This is a genomic window from Streptococcus parasanguinis (assembly GCF_901875555.1).
Classification (GTDB): Bacteria; Bacillota; Bacilli; order Lactobacillales; family Streptococcaceae; genus Streptococcus; species Streptococcus parasanguinis_H.
Map to the genome: position 1 here is coordinate 177,109 of NZ_CABFMD010000011.1, position 19,434 is coordinate 196,542.

General features: G+C 41.4%; 14 protein-coding genes. 11 read left to right on the forward strand and 3 right to left on the reverse strand.

What is annotated here, in order from left to right; all coding sequences use genetic code 11:
• The first annotated feature begins 80 nt into the window (after nucleotides 1-80).
• The 5 genes from pepF (at nucleotide 81) to alaS (ending at nucleotide 7,000) form a co-directional block, all read left to right on the forward strand.
• Entirely contained in the window at nucleotides 81-1,883 is a 1,803-nt protein-coding gene (gene pepF / locus JX304_RS03555; protein ID WP_205011296.1) for an oligoendopeptidase F, read from the forward strand.
• 1 nt (nucleotide 1,884) lies between these two features.
• On the forward strand, nucleotides 1,885-2,604 hold the full coding sequence (locus JX304_RS03560) for an O-methyltransferase (RefSeq protein ID WP_205011297.1): 720 nt from the start codon (nucleotides 1,885-1,887) through the stop codon (nucleotides 2,602-2,604).
• A 70-nt stretch (nucleotides 2,605-2,674) separates the two neighbouring features.
• Nucleotides 2,675-3,619 (forward strand): peptidylprolyl isomerase PrsA, encoded by a 945-nt coding sequence (gene prsA / locus JX304_RS03565; RefSeq protein WP_205011298.1) that lies wholly within the window; start codon nucleotides 2,675-2,677, stop codon nucleotides 3,617-3,619.
• Between the two features lie 252 nt (nucleotides 3,620-3,871).
• On the forward strand, nucleotides 3,872-4,357 hold the full coding sequence (locus JX304_RS03570) for an LURP-one-related/scramblase family protein (RefSeq protein ID WP_205011299.1): 486 nt from the start codon (nucleotides 3,872-3,874) through the stop codon (nucleotides 4,355-4,357).
• Nucleotides 4,358-4,381: 24 nt separating this feature from the next.
• Nucleotides 4,382-7,000, forward strand: a complete 2,619-nt coding sequence (alaS, locus tag JX304_RS03575; protein ID WP_205011300.1) for an alanine--tRNA ligase — start codon at nucleotides 4,382-4,384, stop codon at nucleotides 6,998-7,000.
• A gap of 259 nt (nucleotides 7,001-7,259) precedes the next feature.
• Here the strand turns inward: alaS and nrdF are convergent, their stop codons facing one another.
• The 3 genes from nrdF to nrdH form a co-directional block, all read right to left on the reverse strand.
• Nucleotides 7,260-8,219, reverse strand: coding sequence for a class 1b ribonucleoside-diphosphate reductase subunit beta (nrdF, locus tag JX304_RS03580; RefSeq protein ID WP_205011301.1), 960 nt, complete (start codon nucleotides 8,217-8,219; stop codon nucleotides 7,260-7,262).
• A gap of 113 nt (nucleotides 8,220-8,332) precedes the next feature.
• Entirely contained in the window at nucleotides 8,333-10,492 is a 2,160-nt protein-coding gene (gene nrdE, locus JX304_RS03585; protein ID WP_205011302.1) for a class 1b ribonucleoside-diphosphate reductase subunit alpha, read from the reverse strand.
• A 115-nt stretch (nucleotides 10,493-10,607) separates the two neighbouring features.
• Nucleotides 10,608-10,826 carry a glutaredoxin-like protein NrdH gene (nrdH, locus tag JX304_RS03590; RefSeq protein WP_003006408.1) on the reverse strand — a complete coding sequence of 73 codons (219 nt, stop codon included), beginning with the start codon at nucleotides 10,824-10,826 and terminating at the stop codon, nucleotides 10,608-10,610.
• 477 nt (nucleotides 10,827-11,303) lie between these two features.
• On the opposite strand from nrdH, the gene JX304_RS03595 reads away from it, so the two are divergent.
• The 6 genes from JX304_RS03595 to glgA all read left to right on the forward strand — a co-directional run bounded on the left by JX304_RS03595 (nucleotide 11,304) and on the right by glgA (nucleotide 19,302).
• The gene (locus JX304_RS03595; RefSeq protein WP_003006411.1) at nucleotides 11,304-11,567 is read left to right on the forward strand and encodes a phosphocarrier protein HPr; all 264 of its coding nucleotides are present in this window, start codon (nucleotides 11,304-11,306) and stop codon (nucleotides 11,565-11,567) included.
• 3 nt (nucleotides 11,568-11,570) lie between these two features.
• On the forward strand, nucleotides 11,571-13,304 hold the full coding sequence (ptsP, locus tag JX304_RS03600; RefSeq protein ID WP_205011303.1) for a phosphoenolpyruvate--protein phosphotransferase: 1,734 nt from the start codon (nucleotides 11,571-11,573) through the stop codon (nucleotides 13,302-13,304).
• 344 nt (nucleotides 13,305-13,648) lie between these two features.
• Nucleotides 13,649-15,556: a 1,4-alpha-glucan branching protein GlgB gene (gene glgB, locus JX304_RS03605; protein WP_205011304.1), complete on the forward strand. Its 1,908-nt coding sequence runs from the start codon at nucleotides 13,649-13,651 to the stop codon at nucleotides 15,554-15,556.
• Between the two features lie 50 nt (nucleotides 15,557-15,606).
• A complete protein-coding gene (locus JX304_RS03610; protein WP_009732550.1) occupies nucleotides 15,607-16,749 on the forward strand; it encodes a glucose-1-phosphate adenylyltransferase in 1,143 nt (380 codons plus the stop codon).
• A complete protein-coding gene (gene glgD / locus JX304_RS03615; protein WP_205011305.1) occupies nucleotides 16,739-17,875 on the forward strand; it encodes a glucose-1-phosphate adenylyltransferase subunit GlgD in 1,137 nt (378 codons plus the stop codon). Before JX304_RS03610 ends, glgD begins: the two co-directional genes overlap by 11 nt.
• The gene (gene glgA / locus JX304_RS03620; RefSeq protein ID WP_205011306.1) at nucleotides 17,875-19,302 is read left to right on the forward strand and encodes a glycogen synthase GlgA; all 1,428 of its coding nucleotides are present in this window, start codon (nucleotides 17,875-17,877) and stop codon (nucleotides 19,300-19,302) included. Before glgD ends, glgA begins: the two co-directional genes overlap by 1 nt.
• The last annotated feature ends 132 nt before the right edge of the window (nucleotides 19,303-19,434 follow it).

Here is a 19,434-nt window from a genome sequence, read left to right on the forward strand (position 1 = left end):
AAACGTTTGAGAATGTATAGCGCAATAATGGCAACAGTTTTTGAAATATGCTAAAATAGTACTTTGGAGGATGAATTGAAATGGTAAAACAACGTAATGAAATTGATGAAAAATACCAATGGGATTTGTCGACGATTTTTGCGACAGATCAAGCTTGGGAAGATGAAGCAGCCAGCTTAGCTGCGGATATGAAAGCAGCCAGCCACTATGCTGGTCATTTATTGGATTCGGCACAAAGCTTGTTAGACACCACCGAAGCTTATTTGGAATTGAGCCGTCGTTTAGAAAAGGTCTACGTTTATGCTCATATGAAAAATGACCAAGATACACGAGTGGCTAAATACCAAGAATACCAATCAAAAGGGATGTCTCTTTATAGCTTGTTAGGCGAAACTTTTGCCTTCTATGAGCCTGAGTTCATGGCCATTACGGATGAGCAGTACAAAGCTTTTGTGAGTGAGGTTCCAGCCTTGGAACAATATGGTCATTATTTTGATCGTTTGCTAGAGAAAAAAGAACATGTCTTGTCCCAAAAAGAGGAAGAATTACTTGCAGGAGCTGGTGAGATCTTTGCTGCTGGTGGGGAAACATTTGAAATTTTGGACAATGCAGATATTGTTTTTCCAACTGTGCATGATGACAAGGGTGAAGAAGTTCAATTAACACATGGGAACTATATTTCTTTGGTAGAGTCAAAAGATCGTGCCGTTCGTAAAGAAGCTTATGAAGGGCTCTACAAGGTCTATGAACAGTACCAACATACCTATGCTAAAACCTTGCAAACCAATGTAAAAGTTCACAACTTCAATGCCAAAGTGCGCAAATTCTCTTCTGCTCGTGAAGCAGCCCTTTCTGAAAACTTTGTGCCAGAAAGCGTTTATGAACGCTTGGTAGTCGCAGTCAACAAACACTTGCCACTCTTGCAACGTTATATTCAGTTGCGTTCTAAAATTCTTGGAATCTCTGACTTGAAGATGTATGATATGTATACCCCATTATCAGATACAGACTACAAGTTTAGCTATGAAGAATCATTGGCAAAAGCAGAAGAAGTCTTGGCTGTTTTGGGTGAGGATTATCTGTCTCGTGTGAAACGGGCCTTTAGTGAACGATGGATTGATGTCCATGTTAACCAAGGAAAACGCTCAGGTGCCTACTCAGGTGGTTCTTATGATACCAATGCCTTCATGTTGTTGAACTGGCAAGATACACTGGATAATCTCTTTACCTTGGTTCACGAAACTGGTCACAGTATGCATTCGAGCTATACCCGTGAAAATCAACCCTACGTCTATGGGGACTACTCTATTTTCCTTGCTGAAATTGCCTCTACGACCAATGAAAATATCTTGACAGAACGTCTCTTGGAAGAAGTAGAAGATGATCAAACCCGCTTTGCCATCCTCAACCATTTCTTAGATGGTTTCCGTGGAACCGTCTTCCGTCAAACTCAGTTCGCTGAATTTGAGCATGCGATTCATAAGGCTGACCAAGAAGGGACTGTTTTGACGAGTGAGTTCTTGAACAACCTTTATGCAGATCTCAATGAGAAATACTATGGTCTTTCAAAAGAAGACAACCCTGAGATCCAATATGAATGGGCTCGCATTCCTCATTTCTACTATAACTACTACGTTTTCCAATATTCAACTGGTTTTGCGGCAGCTTCAGCTCTAGCTGAAAAAATTGTTCATGGAACCCAAGAAGACCGTGATAAATATATCAATTACCTGAAAGCTGGAAACTCTGATTATCCACTTAATGTCATCCGCAAAGCAGGTGTGGATATGGAAAAAGAAGACTATTTGGACGCAGCTTTTGCAGTCTTTGAACGTCGTTTGAATGAATTTGAAGCCCTCGTAGAAAAATTAGGACTCGCATAAAATGGTAGAGTCTTATAGTAAAAATGCCAACCACAATATGCGCCGGCCAGTCGTTAAAGACGAGATCGTTGACTTTATGCGGACCCGTCAAAAACCGGTAGCTGGTGCCCTCAAGGAATTAGAAGCATTCGCTCGCAAGGAAAATATTCCCATCATCCCGCAGGAGACGGTCGCTTACTTTCGATTACTTCTGCAAAGCCTACAACCAAAGAAAATCCTTGAAATTGGGACGGCCATTGGTTTTTCGGCCCTCTTGATGGCGGAAAATGCCCCCAATGCGCAAATTACCACCATTGATCGAAACGAGGAAATGATCGGTTTTGCCAAGGAAAATCTGGCTAAATTCGATCAGAGAAAGCAAATCACCTTGCTGGAAGGAGATGCGGTGGATGTCTTACAGGATTTAACCGAGACCTATGACTTTGTCTTTATGGACTCAGCCAAGTCTAAATACATCGTCTTTTTGCCACGGATCCTAGAGCTTCTAGAAGTTGGAGGTATCGTGGTGCTAGATGATATTTTCCAAGGGGGAGATGTTGCCAAAGACATCCTGGAGGTCCGTCGTGGACAACGAACCATCTATCGAGGTCTGCAGAACCTCTTTGATGCAACTCTCAATCATCCAGATTTGACCGCTAGCTTGGTGCCGCTTGGTGACGGCATCTTGATGATCCGAAAAAATGCAGAGACAGTTACCTTGCCAGAGCCTGGCTCATTTTAGGTAAATTTAAGGTATTCTCTCTAATTTGTGGTAAAATAGAAGAAGTTTAAAAAAGGAACGGAGAAATTTCATGAAGAAAAAACTTGTAGCAGGTGCTGTGACCTTGCTATCAGTCGTAACACTAGCAGCATGTGCCAATGGCACAAACAAAGATATCGTGACCATGAAAGGGGACACGATTACAGTTTCTGATTTCTACGATGAAATCAAGAACAACCAAGGAGCTCAACAAGTTCTTTTCCAAATGACCATCAATAAGGTCTTTGAAAAAGAATATGGATCAAAAGTTTCTGATAAAGAAGTCGATAAAGAATTGGCTAAACAAAAGAAACAATTGGGGAACCAATTCGATGCTTACTTGGCACAACAAGGCTTGACGGAAGAAACAGCGAAGAAACAAATCCGTAGCAATATGTTGTTGGAATATGCAGTCAACCAAGCTGCTAAGAAAGATATCAAAGATTCAGACTACAAGGCGGCTTTTGAATCTTACACACCAGAAGTAACAGCACAAATTATTAAGTTGGATTCTGAAGATAAAGCAAAAGAAGTGTTGGAAGCGGCTAAAGCTGAAGGTGCAGACTTTGCTCAAATTGCCAAAGAAAATTCAACAGATACTGCTACAAAAGACAAAGGTGGCGAAGTCAAGTTCGACTCAGGAACAGCAGATATTCCATCTCAAGTCAAAGAAGCTGCCTTTAAGTTGGATGAAAATGGCATTTCAGATGTGATCACCGTATCAGCAGGCCAAAACTATTCTGCTAGCTACTATATTGTGAAATTAAACAAGAAGAATGAAAAAGGTTCTGACTGGAAGAAATACGAAAAACGCTTGAAAGAAATCATTGTCGAAGGTCGTAAGCAAGATACTAACTTCATCCGTAGCATTATTGCCAAAGCGATGACCGATGCCAATATCAAGGTCAAAGATGATGCCTTCAAGTCAACCTTTAACCAATATTTGCAAAATATCGGTGTCCAAACGAGCGATAGCAGCTCATCATCTAAAAAATAGTTGACGGTTCCTTTTGGAACTTGTATAATGAAATAGTTGAGAATAAATCATTGTTACTCGGAATCAGAGAAGTGGCGGGGGTGCGAGCCATGGAAGAGAAATGATTTTGCTACTCGGCTGAGACAATTGCATACAAAATGAAGAATGACAAGTTCATTGAATGAAGGTGGTACCGCGGTTTTTCGCCCTTCGTTTGGTGGCTTGTCTTTTGTTTATGCATGCCTGTTAGCGTCTTTTCAAAGGAGATAGAAAATGAGAACCTATCAAGTGAAACAAAAATTTCGATTGGGTGGTGAACGCTTCGATATCAAGGATGAGTTAGGAAATATTGAATACCAGGTTGAGGGATCCTTTTTTAAAGTTCCTAAAACTTTTACCATCTATGATAATGAGGGGCAAGAAGTCAGTCAGATCACGAAAAAGCCATTCACCCTTCTTTCAAAATTTGAGGTTAGCTTGAAAAATGGGGATCGCTTTTTTATCACTAAAAAGCTTACGCTTTTGAGAGACAAATACGACATTGAAGATTTGGGACTGCGGGTTCAAGGAAATATCTGGGACCTGGATTTCAAATTGTTGGATGATCGGGATCAAATTGTTGCTGAGATTAGCAAAGAACTCTTTCACCTTACCTCAACTTACCAAGTATCGGTTTATGAGGATGAATACGCTGATTTAGTCATTTCACTGTGTGTCGCTATCGATTATGTCGAAATGTTAGAAGCTGGCGCAAATTAATCTTAAAAAAATAAGGAGATAAATATGAAACAACTATCTAGTGCACAAATTCGCCAAATGTGGCTTGATTTCTGGGCAAGCAAGGGACATTCTGTAGAGCCATCTGTTAGCTTAGTTCCAGTTAACGATCCAACCCTTTTATGGATCAACTCAGGGGTTGCAACTCTTAAGAAATACTTTGATGGAACCATCAAACCCGAAAATCCACGGATTACCAATGCTCAAAAGGCTATTCGTACCAATGATATCGAAAACGTAGGGAAGACTGCTCGTCACCATACTATGTTTGAAATGTTGGGGAACTTCTCCATCGGAGATTACTTTCGTGATGAAGCCATTACGTGGGCTTATGAGCTTTTGACAAGTCCGGAATGGTTTGATTTCCCTAAAGACAAACTTTACATGACCTATTACCCTGACGATAAGGATTCATACAACCGTTGGATCGCTGTTGGTGTAGATCCAAGTCACTTGATCCCAATCGAAGACAACTTCTGGGAAATCGGTGCGGGACCTTCTGGACCAGATACAGAAATCTTCTTTGACCGTGGAGAAGCCTTTGACCCTGAAAATATTGGTCTTCGTCTGCTTGCAGAAGATATCGAAAACGACCGTTACATTGAAATCTGGAACATTGTCTTGTCCCAATTTAACGCAGATCCTGCTGTACCTCGTAGTGAATACAAGGAATTGCCACACAAGAACATTGATACGGGCGCTGGTTTAGAGCGTTTGGTAGCTGTCATTCAAGGGGCTAAGACCAACTTTGAAACAGACCTCTTCATGCCGATCATCCGTGAAGTTGAAAAGATGTCTGGTAAAACCTACGATCCAGATGGCGACAACATGAGCTTCAAGGTCATTGCTGACCACATCCGTTCGCTTTCATTTGCGATCGGTGATGGGGCTCTTCCAGGAAATGAAGGACGTGGCTATGTCCTTCGTCGTCTCCTCCGTCGTGCTTCTATGCATGGCCAAAAATTGGGTATCAATGAACCTTTCCTTTACAAATTGGTTCCAACTGTTGGAAAAATCATGGAAAGCTATTACCCAGAAGTGCTTGAAAAACGTGACTTTATTGAAAAAATCGTTAAGAGCGAAGAAGAGTCATTTGCTCGTACCCTTCACTCAGGTCAACACTTTGCTCAAGGTATCGTAGCTGACTTGAAGGCCAAAGGTCAATCAGTTATCGATGGACAAGACGTCTTCAAACTTTATGATACTTATGGATTCCCAGTTGAATTGACAGAAGAAATTGCTGAAGAAGCTGGTATGACTATCGATCGTAATGGTTTTGAAGCAGCTATGAAGGAACAACAAGAACGTGCGCGTGCATCAGCTGTTAAAGGTGGATCTATGGGCATGCAAAATGAAACTCTTCAAAACATTACAGTTGAAAGTCACTTTAACTATAATGCTAGCCAATTGTCTTCTAAGTTGGTAGCTATCGTAGCGGACAATACAGAAGTAGAAGCTGTTTCAGAAGGAACTGCATCTCTCATCTTTGCTGAAACTCCTTTCTACGCTGAAATGGGTGGACAAGTAGCTGACCACGGTCAAATCTTGGATGCGGCAGGAAATGTCGTAGCGAATGTAACAGATGTTCAAAAAGCACCAAATGGTCAACCACTCCATACCGTTGAAGTATTGGCACCACTTTCCTTGAACCAAGAATACACCTTGGCTATCGATACCAATCGTCGTCATCGTGTTATGAAGAACCATACAGCAACTCACTTGCTCCATGCGGCTCTTCACAATATTCTTGGTAACCACGCAACCCAAGCAGGATCTCTCAACGAAGTAGAATTCCTTCGCTTTGACTTTACCCACTTCCAAGCCGTAACGCCTGCAGAATTACGCGCTATTGAGCAACAAGTCAATGAAAAAATATGGGAAGCTATTGCAATCAAGACAATTGAAACGGATATCGATACAGCTAAAGAAATGGGAGCAATGGCCCTCTTTGGTGAGAAATACGGTAAAGAAGTCCGTGTTGTCACCATCGGTGACTACTCAGTGGAACTCTGTGGTGGTACCCATGTAGGCAATACTTCTGAAATCGGTCTCTTCAAGATTGTCAAAGAAGAAGGGATCGGATCAGGAACTCGTCGTATCTTGGCAGTGACTGGTAAGGAGGCCTTTGAAGCTTATCGTGATCAAGAAGATGCTCTGAAAGCAGTCGCAACAACCTTAAAAGCCCCTCAACTCAAAGAAGTCCCTCACAAGGTGGAAGGCCTTCAAGAGCAACTCCGTCAATTGCAAAAAGAAAATGCAGAATTGAAGGAAAAAGCAGCGGCTGCAGCAGCAGGTGATGTCTTCAAGAATGTTCAAGAAGCAAATGGTCACAGCTTTATCGCAAGCCAAGTTTCTGTATCAGATGCAGGTGCTCTTCGTACCTTCGCGGATAACTGGAAACAAAAAGACTACTCTGATGTGCTTGTCCTTGTTGCAGCCATCGGTGACAAAGTGAACGTCCTTGTAGCCAGCAAGACAAAAGAGGTCCACGCAGGTAATGTGATTAAAGAATTGGCTCCAATCGTTGATGGACGTGGCGGTGGTAAACCAGACATGGCCATGGCAGGGGGAAGCAACCAAGCGAAAATCCAAGAATTGTTGGATGCAGTAGCAGGTAAATTGTAATAATAGGAGAGAGTGGGACAGAAATCTGTAATTTGTTAGAATTCGATTTCGTCGTCCCACCTCCGCACAGTTGAGTAGGGCTGTAAAGGCTGATGAAATCAGTGTAGTAGAGCCCACTCAACCACTGCGTCTTGCTCGACAATCCAAAGACAAGAAGAGGCTAGGACTTTTGTCCCAGCCTCTTTTTTCAAATAAGAAGCAGATCCAATCAGTAAAAGATTGCAACAAAAAACCTCTCCGTCTGGAAAGGTTTTTCTTCTTATAATCCGTAATTGTAATCATCATCCTGCATGGCTTCTACTTCACCGAGAAGGTAACCATTTCCGACTTGAGAGAAGAAGTCGTGGTTGGAGGTTCCGGTTGAGATTCCGTTCATGACGATTGGGTTGACATCATCTGCTGAGTCAGGGAAGAGCGGATCTTGTCCCAAGTTCATGAGGGCTTTATTGGCGTTATAACGAAGGAAGGTCTTGACCTCCTCTGTCCAGCCCACACCGTCATAGAGGCTCTCTGTGTAGCCTTCTTCATTCTCATAGAGGGTGTAGAGCAGGTCGTACATCCACTCTTTGAGTTTTTCTTGCTCGTCTTCTGGTAATTCGTTAAATCCAAGTTGGAACTTGTAGCCGATATAGGTTCCGTGAACAGATTCGTCTCGAATGATCAACTTGATAATCTCAGCCACGTTAGCTAACTTGTTGTTCCCAAGATAGTAGAGAGGTGTGAAGAAACCAGAGTAGAAGAGGAAGGTTTCAAGGAAGACGCTGGCGACTTTCTTTTCAAGAGGAGTCCCATTGAGGTAGATTTCGTTGACAATCTCAGCTTTTCTTTGAAGATATGGATTGGTGTTGGTCCATTCGAAAATCTCTTCGATTTCTGACTTGGTATTCAAGGTCGAAAAGATAGAAGAGTATGACTTAGCATGGACTGATTCCATGAATTGGATGTTGTTAAAGACAGCTTCTTCGTGGGGAGTACGAATATCTGCACGAAGAGCTTGAACACCTGTTTCAGATTGCATGGTATCCAACAGAGTCAATCCACCAAAGACTTTACCAACGAGGTCTTTTTCCTTATTAGATAACTTTCTCCAGTCATCCAAGTCGTTTGACAAAGGGATACGCGTATCCAACCAGAATTGCTCGGTTAGTTTTTCCCAGGTCGATTTATCGATGACATCTTCGATAGCATTCCAGTTAATGGCTTTGTAGTATGTTTCCATTTGCATCACTTTCTTTTTCTATTCATTCAATCGTTACTATTCTACCATAAATTGATAGAATACCGCACAAAAAGTCGGCGAACCGACTTTTGATAGCTATCTAGGATAGCGGATTAGATGACACAGCTTTCACATTGGTTGGCACCAACTTCTCCACCATCATCTGTAAAGGTGCGAACGTAGTAGATAGACTTGATTCCCTTGTTAAAGGCGTAGTTGCGAAGGATAGACAAGTCACGAGTGGTTTGTTTGTTTTCGGTTTTCCATTCGTAAAGACCCTTTGGAATATCGCTGCGCATAAAGAGAGTCAGTGAAAGACCTTGGTCTACATGCTCAGTAGCGGCAGCATAGACATCGATGACTTTTCGCATATCCATGTCGTAGGCAGAAGTGTAGTAAGGAATCGTTTCTGTTGACAATCCTGCTGCAGGGTAGTAGATCTTACCGATTTTCTTCTCTTGGCGTTCTTCAATCCGTTGTGTGATTGGGTGGATAGAAGCAGAGACATCATTGATGTAGCTGATAGATCCATTTGGTGCGACAGCCAAGCGGTTTTGGTGGTAAAGACCATCTGCTTGAACTTTAGCACGCAGTTCTGCCCAGTCAGCAGCGCTAGGAATAAAGATATCTTTGAACAATTCTTTGACACGATCGGATTTTGGAACAAACTCTCCAGTCACATACTTATCAAAGTAAGTGCCGTTAGCATAGTCTGATTTTTCAAAGTTGTGGAAGGTAACGCCTCGTTCACGCGCGATGTTGTTTGATTCTACGAGAGTCCAGTAGTTCATGAGCATGAAGTAGATACTTGTAAACTCAACAGACTCCGGTGATCCGTATTCAATCAATTGTTGCGCAAGGTAGCTGTGAAGTCCCATAGCTCCAAGACCAAAGGTATGGGCTTGTTTATTACCATGATCAATAGTTGGGACGGCCACGATATGGGAGCTATCTGTAACGAAGGTTAAAGCACGCACCATGGCACGAATCGAACGACCAAAATCAGGTGACGTCATCATGTTAACTACGTTGGTTGAACCAAGGTTACATGAGACGTCGGTTCCCATTTGGACAAATTCTTGAGCATCGTTGATCAAGCTTGGTTCTTGAACCTGTAGGATCTCTGAACACAAGTTACTCATGATGATTTTCCCATCAACAGGATTTGCGCGGTTAGCTGTATCAATATTGACGACATATGGATAACCGGATTCTTGTTGCAATTTAGAAATTTCAGTTTCCAAATCACGCGCCTTGATCTTTGTCTTGCGGATATTCGGATTTGCTACTAATTCGTCATATTTTTCAGTAATGTCGATGTAGTTGAACGGCACACCGTATTCGCGTTCGACAGAGTATGGGCTGAAGAGGTACATCTCTTCATTTTTACGTGCCAATTCATAGAATTTGTCTGGAACGACGACGCCTAGTGAAAGCGTCTTAACACGAACTTTTTCATCGGCATTTTCTTTTTTAGTTGAAAGGAAGGCGATGATGTCTGGGTGAAATACGTTGAGGTAAACAACTCCGGCACCTTGACGTTGACCTAATTGGTTAGAGTAAGAGAAGCTATCTTCAAACAACTTCATAACTGGAACGACACCTGAAGCAGCACCTTCATAGCCCTTGATGGGTGCACCACCTTCACGAAGGTTGCTGAGGGAAATTCCCACACCACCACCGATACGTGAAAGTTGAAGAGCTGAGTTGATAGAACGTCCAATGGAGTTCATATCATCTGTTACCTGGATCAAGAAACATGACACCAATTCACCACGACGTGCACGACCTGCATTTAAGAAAGAAGGCGTAGCAGGCTGGTAGCGTTGGTGGATGATTTCATTTGCGATATCTTTGGCAATGGCTTCATTTCCATCAGCGAAGTAGAGAGCATTAAAGAAGACCCGGTCTTCCATGCTTTCAAGGTAAGCATCCCCATCATTAGTTTTCAAAGCGTACTGGTTATAAAATTTATAAGCTGCCATGAAGGACTTGAATTGGAAGTGTTGGTCTTTGATAAATTGGACCAATTCTTCCAAAAATTCTGGACGGTACTTCTCGATAAAAGCTCTTTCAATGTAATTATGCTCTAGAAGGTACTGAATCTTGTCAGTGATTGAATCAAAGGCCAAAGTATTTGGCACTACATTTTCTTTAAAGAAGGCATCCAAAGCTTCTTTGTCTTTATGAAGCATGATTTGGCCGTTTACTGGACGGTTGATTTCATTGTTAAGACGAAAATACGTCACATCTTCGAGAGATTTTAATCCCATAATAATCCTTTTCTAGTTCAAAAAAATGAAGAGGAGAAGTCCTCTCTTTACAAGTAAAAAGTCTAGTGTTAGGTTGCTAACGCTAGACCCCTATTTCAGCAAAATACTGCGTTTATTAAGAAAGTTTCTTCAACTTAGCTGGTTGAAAACCAGAAAATACTTCATCCGGTGTTTGAATAACTGGAGCTGCATTGAAGCCAAGGTTTTTAACATGTTCTACAAATTCTGGCTGTTCATCTAAGTTAATTTCGCGGTATTCCACGTGATTACTATCGAGGAATCGTTTGGTCATTTTGCACTGAACACAATTATTTTTTGAATAAATGGTTACCATTTCTTTTTCCGTTCTCCTATCAAAATATAAATCTGTAAACAGTATAAACAAAATCCTGCAACTTGTCAACAAAATAAAACTAAATATTGTGCAAAGAAATGAATTGGGGTTTTTAAAACACAATATATTGTGGTGGACGGAAATTGAGAAATTCCAAGAAATGGGATAGGAATAGGCTTTAAAGCATCTTTAATTAGTTATAATTTTTTGGTGAATCAATATCCTGTGGTACAGTTGCTTCTTTTTATTTGAAAGCGGAGGAAAATGTTACTTATAATATAGTAGAAAATTGAAAAGATATTTTCTCCGTTCTTCAGTAGCTTCTTAGAATGTATCTAAATTGGGATTTTTCGCAGTCTTTTTCTGTAAGTCAGTGATAAAAATCTTGAAAAAAATTTCAAAAGATGATATAATACCAAATTGTAAGGGTTATCAAAAGGTAACTCAAAAACTATTTTTAAAAAGGAGAGTCCAATTATGGCTTCTAAAGATTTCCACATCGTGGCAGAAACAGGTATCCACGCACGTCCAGCAACTTTGTTGGTTCAAACTGCTAGCAAATTTGCATCAGACATCACTCTTGAATACAAAGGTAAATCAGTTAACTTGAAATCAATCATGGGTGTTATGAGCCTTGGTGTTGGTCAAGGTGCTGACGTTGTGATCTCTGCAGAAGGTGCTGACGCTGATGATGCGATCGCAGCTATCTCAGAAACAATGACTAAAGAAGGATTGGCTTAAAATATGACAAAAATGCTAAAAGGAATTGCAGCATCTGACGGTGTTGCCGTTGCTAAGGCATATTTGCTCATTCAACCAGACTTATCATTTGAGACTGTTTCAGTCGAAGATACAAGTGCAGAAGAAGCTCGTTTGGATGCAGCTCTTGAAGCTTCACAAAACGAGCTTTCTCTTATTCGGGAGAATGCAGTAGCAAGCCTTGGTGAAGAAGCAGCGCAAGTTTTTGATGCGCATATGATGGTTCTCGCTGACCCTGAAATGATTGGTCAGATCAAAGAAACGATTCGTACGAAAAAAATCAATGCAGAGGCTGGCTTGAAAGAAGTCACTGACATGTTCATTGCAATCTTTGAAGGAATGGAAGACAATCCTTACATGCAAGAACGTGCAGCAGACATTCGCGACGTTACCAAACGTGTGCTTGCCAACTTGCTTGGTAAGAAATTGCCAAACCCTGCTTCTATCAATGAAGAAGCAATCGTGGTGGCGCATGACTTGACACCATCTGATACAGCTCAGTTGAACAAAAAGTACGTAAAAGCCTTTGTTACTAACATCGGTGGACGTACCAGTCACTCAGCTATCATGGCGCGTACACTTGAAATCGCAGCTGTTCTTGGTACAAATAATATCACAGAACTTGTCAAAGACGGTGATGTTTTGGCTGTTTCAGGGATCACTGGTGAAGTGGTCATCAACCCAACTGAAGAACAAATTGCAGCCTTCAAAGCAGCTGGTGAAGCTTATGCGAAACAAAAAGCTGAATGGGCTCTCCTTAAAGATGCTCAAACGGTAACAGCTGATGGCAAACACTTCGAATTGGCTGCTAACATTGGTACTCCTAAAGATGTTGAAGGGGTCAACGCAAATGGTGCAGAAGCAGTTGGTCTCTACCGGACTGAATTCTTGTACATGGATTCTCAAGACTTCCCAACAGAAGATGATCAATACGAAGCATACAAAGCAGTTCTTGAAGGTATGAACGGTAAACCTGTTGTCGTTCGTACAATGGATATCGGTGGGGATAAAGAACTTCCTTACTTCGATCTTCCTAAAGAAATGAACCCATTCTTGGGTTACCGTGCTTTGCGTATCTCTATCTCTGAAACTGGTAATCAAATGTTCCGTACACAATTGCGTGCTTTGCTTCGTGCATCTGTTCACGGTAAATTACGGATCATGTTCCCAATGGTTGCTTTGTTGAAAGAATTCCGTACAGCTAAAGGTATTCTTGAAGAAGAGAAAGCAAAATTGGTTGCTGAAGGTGTTGCAGTTGCAGATGATATCCAAGTAGGTATCATGATTGAAATCCCAGCTGCGGCTATGCTTGCTGACCAATTTGCCAAAGAGGTTGATTTCTTCTCAATTGGTACAAATGACCTTATCCAATACACAATGGCTGCTGACCGTATGAACGAACAAGTTTCATACCTTTACCAACCATATAACCCATCAATCCTTCGTTTGATCAATAACGTGATCAAGGCGGCTCACGCAGAAGGTAAATGGGCCGGTATGTGTGGTGAAATGGCTGGTGACCAAACAGCTGTTCCGCTTCTTGTCGGAATGGGCTTGGATGAGTTCTCCATGTCAGCTACTTCAGTACTTCGTACACGTAGCTTGATGAAGAAATTGGACACAGCTAAGATGAAAGAATACGCTAACCGTGCTCTTACTGAATGTTCAACAATGGAAGAAGTTCTTGAACTTTCAAAAGAATATGTGAATGTAGACTAAGAGTCGAATAAGACTAAGACAAATCTGTCTTAGTCTTTTTTGTGAATTTTTTTCATGCTCACTAGTGCAAATGTTTGTGTTTGTTTGCAATCAACTAGTTAGTGATAATTTTTTAAACAGAAATGTTCGGTTTCTTGTTTAATTTTACTAAGATATATAGTATAATCGTAAGTAAGATGAAGAGGATGACCAAGGAAGGATAGAAAAGGTTCAGGAAAGAAAATGAAAAAATTTTTCCTGATAATTTTACATGATTTTACAGGAATCAACTTGAAAATTAAGTGATTTTATAGTAAAATAAAAACAAATAGAAAACGCTTTCAGAAGGTAAAAGAGGTGAGTATATGGATAGAAGCACAGATTTATGGACATTTGGAAGAGGGGATAATTTCCAGCTTCAAGAGTATTTAGGTGCTCACAAGGAAACAAGGGGAGAACAAGAAGGGTATACTTTCCGTGTTTGGGCTCCCAATGCCCAGGCGGTCGATCTGATTGGTGACTTTACTGATTGGGAAGCCCGGAAAATTCCAATGGTTCGTAATGAAGGAGGCGTCTGGGAAGTCTTCTGTTCAGATGCAAAAGAGGGAGATATATACAAATATTTGGTGACACGACATAATGGTCATCAGGTTCAAAAAATTGATCCCCTAGCGTTATGGATGGAAAAACGCCCCAATACAGGGTCTATCATTAAGACCATTCCGGAAAAGAACTGGAAAGACGGTCTTTGGAGAGCACGCCGAAAGAAATTTGGTTTTAAGGAACGACCTGTTAATATCTATGAGGCTCACGCAGGATCGTGGAAACGAAATGAGGATCACAGTTCTTATACTTTCAAACAACTAAAAGAAGAACTCATCCCTTATTTGGTTGAGATGAACTACACCCACGTAGAATTTATGCCAGTGATGGCCCATCCATTGGGACTGAGCTGGGGGTATCAGCTCATGGGCTATTTTGCCCTCGAGCAGACTTATGGTAGCCCAGAAGAATTTCAAGACTTCGTGGAAGAATGTCACCTCAACAATATCGGAGTGATCGTGGATTGGGTGCCTGGCCATTTCATCATTAATGATGATGCTTTGGCATATTATGATGGAACACCAACCTTTGAATACCAGGATGAACATCGGGCTCATAACTATGGTTGGGGGGCTTTGAACTTCGATTTAGGAAAGAATCAAGTACAGTCTTTCTTGATTTCTAGTTTGAAGTTTTGGATTGAAACCTATCATTTAGATGGAATTCGGGTCGATGCTGTGAGCAATATGCTCTATCTCGATTATGATAGCGGTCCATGGACTCCAAATATTGATGGAGGAAACCTCAATTATGAGGGCGTTCATTTCCTTAGACGTTTGAACGCGATTATAAAAAACGATCATCCAGATGTCATGATGATTGCTGAAGAAAGTTCTGCTGGTCAAAAGATCACAGGCCCTGAAGAAGAAGGTGGTCTTGGTTTTGACTATAAATGGAATATGGGTTGGATGAATGATATTCTCCGATTCTATGAGGAAGACCCGGTCTACAGGAAATTTGATTTCAATCTGGTGACTTTTAGCTACATGTATGCATTTTCTGAAAATTTCCTTCTTCCGTTTTCACATGATGAAGTAGTGCATGGCAAGAAGAGTTTGATGCACAAGATGTGGGGAGATCGCTACAATCAATTTGCTGGACTTCGTAACCTCTTGACCTATCAGATCTGCCACCCTGGTAAGAAACTACTCTTTATGGGTTCAGAATTTGGTCAGTTTTTGGAATGGAAGTCTGAAGAGCAACTGGAATGGGGCAATCTAGAGGACGAAATGAATGCTAAGATGCGTCGTTTCACTTCCCAGCTTAATCATTTCTACAAAGAACACAAGGAATTGTGGGAGATTGATGATAGCTTTGAAGGCTTAGAGATTATTGATGCAGATAACCGGGATCAAAGCGTCTTGTCTATGGTCCGGAAGAATCGTAAAGGTGATCTTCTGGTATGCGTCTTCAATATGGCACCAGTAGAACGCAAGGACTTTACGATTGGTGTGCCTGTATCAGCGGTCTATGAAGAAATTTGGAATACAGAATTAGAAGAATGGGGAGGTGTCTGGAAAGAGCACAATCCAACAGTTCAGTCTCAAGAGGGACTGTGGAAGGATTATGAACAAACCTTGACCTTTACCTTGCCGGCTTTAGGAGCTAGCATTTGGAAGGTAAAACGCAAGGTGCGTAAGACAAAATCTAAAACATCAGATAAGAAATGACGATCGGTTGACTCTATGGGAGTCCAAGCTTTAAAAAGAGGAAGTAGTCAATGAAGAATGAAATGCTCGCTTTAATTCTTGCCGGTGGGCAAGGAACACGTCTTGGAAAATTAACCAAAAACATCGCAAAACCTGCGGTTCAATTTGGTGGGCGCTATCGGATTATCGATTTTGCGCTATCAAACTGCGCCAACTCAGGAATTCACAATGTTGGTGTGATTACACAGTACCAGCCACTTGCCCTCAATAGTCATATTGGAAATGGTTCAAGCTGGGGCTTGGATGGAATCAACACAGGAGTGTCTATTCTCCAACCTTATTCAGCTAGTGAAGGAAATCGGTGGTTCGAAGGAACTAGTCATGCCATCCTCCAAAACATCGACTATATCGACAGTATCAATCCTGAATATGTCTTGATTCTTTCTGGTGACCATATCTACAAGATGGACTATGATGATATGCTTCAATCTCACAAGGATAATAATGCGAGCTTGACTGTTGCCGTCCTAGATGTACCTTTGAAGGAAGCAAGCCGTTTTGGAATCATGAATACCGATGCCAATAATCGGATTGTTGAATTTGAAGAAAAACCAGCTGAACCAAAATCTACCAAGGCTTCTATGGGGATTTACATCTTTGACTGGGCTCGTCTCCGCAATATGTTGGTTGCTGCTGAAAAGAGCGATATCGATATGTCAGACTTCGGTAAAAATGTCATTCCAACTTATCTAGAATCAGGCGAAAGTGTTTATGCTTATGAATTCAATGGTTATTGGAAAGACGTTGGTACGATTGAGTCTCTTTGGGAAGCCAATATGGAATATATCGATCCGAATAATGCCTTGGATAGTCGCGATCGTCACTGGAAAATCTATTCACGCAACCTCATTTCTCCACCGAACTTCTTTGGGGAACATGGCCACATCGAAGATTCTCTTGTCGTCGACGGTTGTTCGGTAGACGGTACAGTCAAACACTCCATCTTATCAACAGAAGCTCAAGTTCGTGAAGGAGCAGTTGTCGAAGATGCTGTCGTGATGAGCAATGCCATTATCGGTAAAGGAGCTGTTGTGAAACGCGCGATTATCGGAGAAGGCGCAGTCATTGCAGAAGGTGTCGTGATTGATGGAACAGAGGAAGTACAAGTTGTCGGTTACAATGAAAAAGTGGGGGTAGCAACAGATGAAGATTGATAAATATTCAGCCATTTTAGGAAATACAGTTGGGTATCATGATATGTCCACTTTGACCAGCCATCGTCCGGTAGCATCCCTACCGTTTGATGGGAAATACCGCTTGATTGACTTCCCATTGTCTAGTCTTGCGAATGCTGGTATTCGCAGTGTTTTTGGAATTTTCCAACAAGAAAATATTAGTTCGGTCTTTGACCATATTCGTTCAGGTCGTGAGTGGGGCTTGTCTACTTTATTGAGCCACTATTACCTCGGAATCTATAATACTCCAGTTGAAAATACAACGGTAGGGCCAGAATACTACCAACAATTATTGACCTATTTGAAACGGTCTGGTTCGAACCAAACAGTTGCTTTAAACTGTGATGTTTTGATGAATATTGACCTCAACCAAATTTTCCACCTTCATAATACCATTGATCGTCCGATTACAGTGGTTTATAAAAAATTACAACCTAAAGACATTTCAGAGGTTAACGCTGTTTTAGAAATTGATGAAACAGACCATGTTACAGAGCAAAGACTTTTTGATGGCAAGGATCCTGATGAAGTCTACAACATGTCCACAGATGTCTTTATTGTGGATACTCCTTGGTTGATTGAAAAAATTGAAGAAGAAGCCAAGAAAGAATACCCACAAAAATTGCGCTATATCTTGCGTGATTTGGCGGTAGAATACAATGCTTTTGCTTTTGAATATACAGGCTACCTAGCCAATATTCATTCAGTTGAATCTTACTACCATGCAAACTTAGATATGTTGGAAAACCAAAAATTCATGAAGCTCTTTTCTCCAAACCAAAAGGTTTACACGAAAGTGAAGAATGAAGAGCCAACTTATTATTCCAAGACTTCAAGTATAAAAACTTCTCAATTTGCTTCTGGTAGTATTGTGGAAGGAACCGTTGAATGTTCTGTTGTTTCTCGTCGAGTATATCTCCATGAAGGTTCAGAGGTCCGTAGTAGTCTTCTCTTCCCTGGTGTTGTGGTTCATAAAAATGCAATCGTTGAACATGCCATTCTGGATAAGGGTGTCGAAGTAGCCGCTGGTGTGACGATCCGTGGGACAGAAGAAGCACCTCTCGTGGTTAAAAAAGGAACGATTGTTACAGAGGATATTGTCTAATGAAACTATTATTTGTTGCAGCTGAAGGAGCACCGTTTTCGAAAACAGGTGGTTTGGGAGACGTTATTGGTGCTCTTCCTAAATCCTTAGCTAAAAGTGGTCATGATGTCCGCGTAATTCTCCCATATTATGATATGGTAGAGGCAAAATTTGGAGATCAAATCGAAGACGTCTTGCATTTTGAGACCAAGGTTGGCTGGAGAAGTCAATATGTGGGTGTGAAGCGCATTGTACGCGATGGAGTGACTTTTTACTTCATTGATAACCAACATTATTTCTTTAGAGGTCATGTTTATGGTGACTTTGATGATGGCGAACGCTTTGCCTTCTTCCAGCTCGCAGCCTTGGAAACGATGGAACGAGTTGACTTCATTCCAGATGTTCTTCATGCCCATGATTACCATACAGCGATGATTCCTTTCTTACTTAAGGAAAAATACCGTTGGATTCAAGCTTATCATGGAATTAAAACAGTATTGACCATCCATAATTTGGAATTCCAAGGTCAGTTCGACCCAGGAATGTTGTGGGATCTATTCGGAGTGGGATTTGAACGCTATGCAGATGGAACGCTTCGGTGGAATGATTGCCTGAACTGGATGAAAACCGGCATTCTATATGCCGACCGTGTGACAACTGTTTCTCCTAGCTATGCGCATGAAATTATGACATCTGAATATGGTTGTGGCTTGGATCAGATTCTTCGAATGGAATCTGGCAAGGTAACTGGAATTGTTAACGGAATTGATGCAGATCTATATAATCCTGAAACGGACCCACTCTTGACGTATCATTTCAGTCTCTCAGATCTTTCAGGTAAAGCAGCTAGTAAACGAGCTCTTCAAGAACGTGTCGGTTTACCTGTTCGTGATGATGTTCCTTTGTTTGGGATTGTCTCTCGTTTGACACGTCAAAAAGGTTTTGATGTTGTGGTAGAAGAGTTGCATCAACTCTTGCAAAAGGATATTCAGATTGTCTTGCTCGGTACAGGAGATCCTGGATTTGAAAATGCCTTTGCTTGGTTTGGTCAAGCCTACCCAGATAAACTTTCAGCTAATATCACCTTTGATATCCAATTGGCCCAAGAAGTCTATGCGGCGTCGGATGTCTTCTTGATGCCAAGCCGCTTTGAACCATGTGGCCTTTCTCAAATGATGGCCATGCGTTATGGAACCCTTCCTTTGGTGCATGAAGTCGGTGGACTTCGAGATACGGTCCAACCGTATAATGCTGTTGATGGAAGTGGAACAGGTTTTAGCTTCAATAATTTATCTGGCTATTGGTTTAACTGGGCAGTTGATGAAGCCTTGGCTGTCTACTATAATGACAAACAGGCTTGGTATGGCCTGCAAGAACAAGCTATGACGCGTGACTTCTCATGGGATACGGCTAGTCAACGATACAACGATTTGTACCAGTCCTTATAAGTAAATCTTGTGTAAAAACGCCTTTCGAGGCGTTTTTTGTTTTGCTTTCTTCCTATAAAGAAAACGGTTTATTTTTTTGAGTTTTAGAGCTTGCTAAAATAAAAGAAAAAAGATAAGATAGGTAAAGGTAAA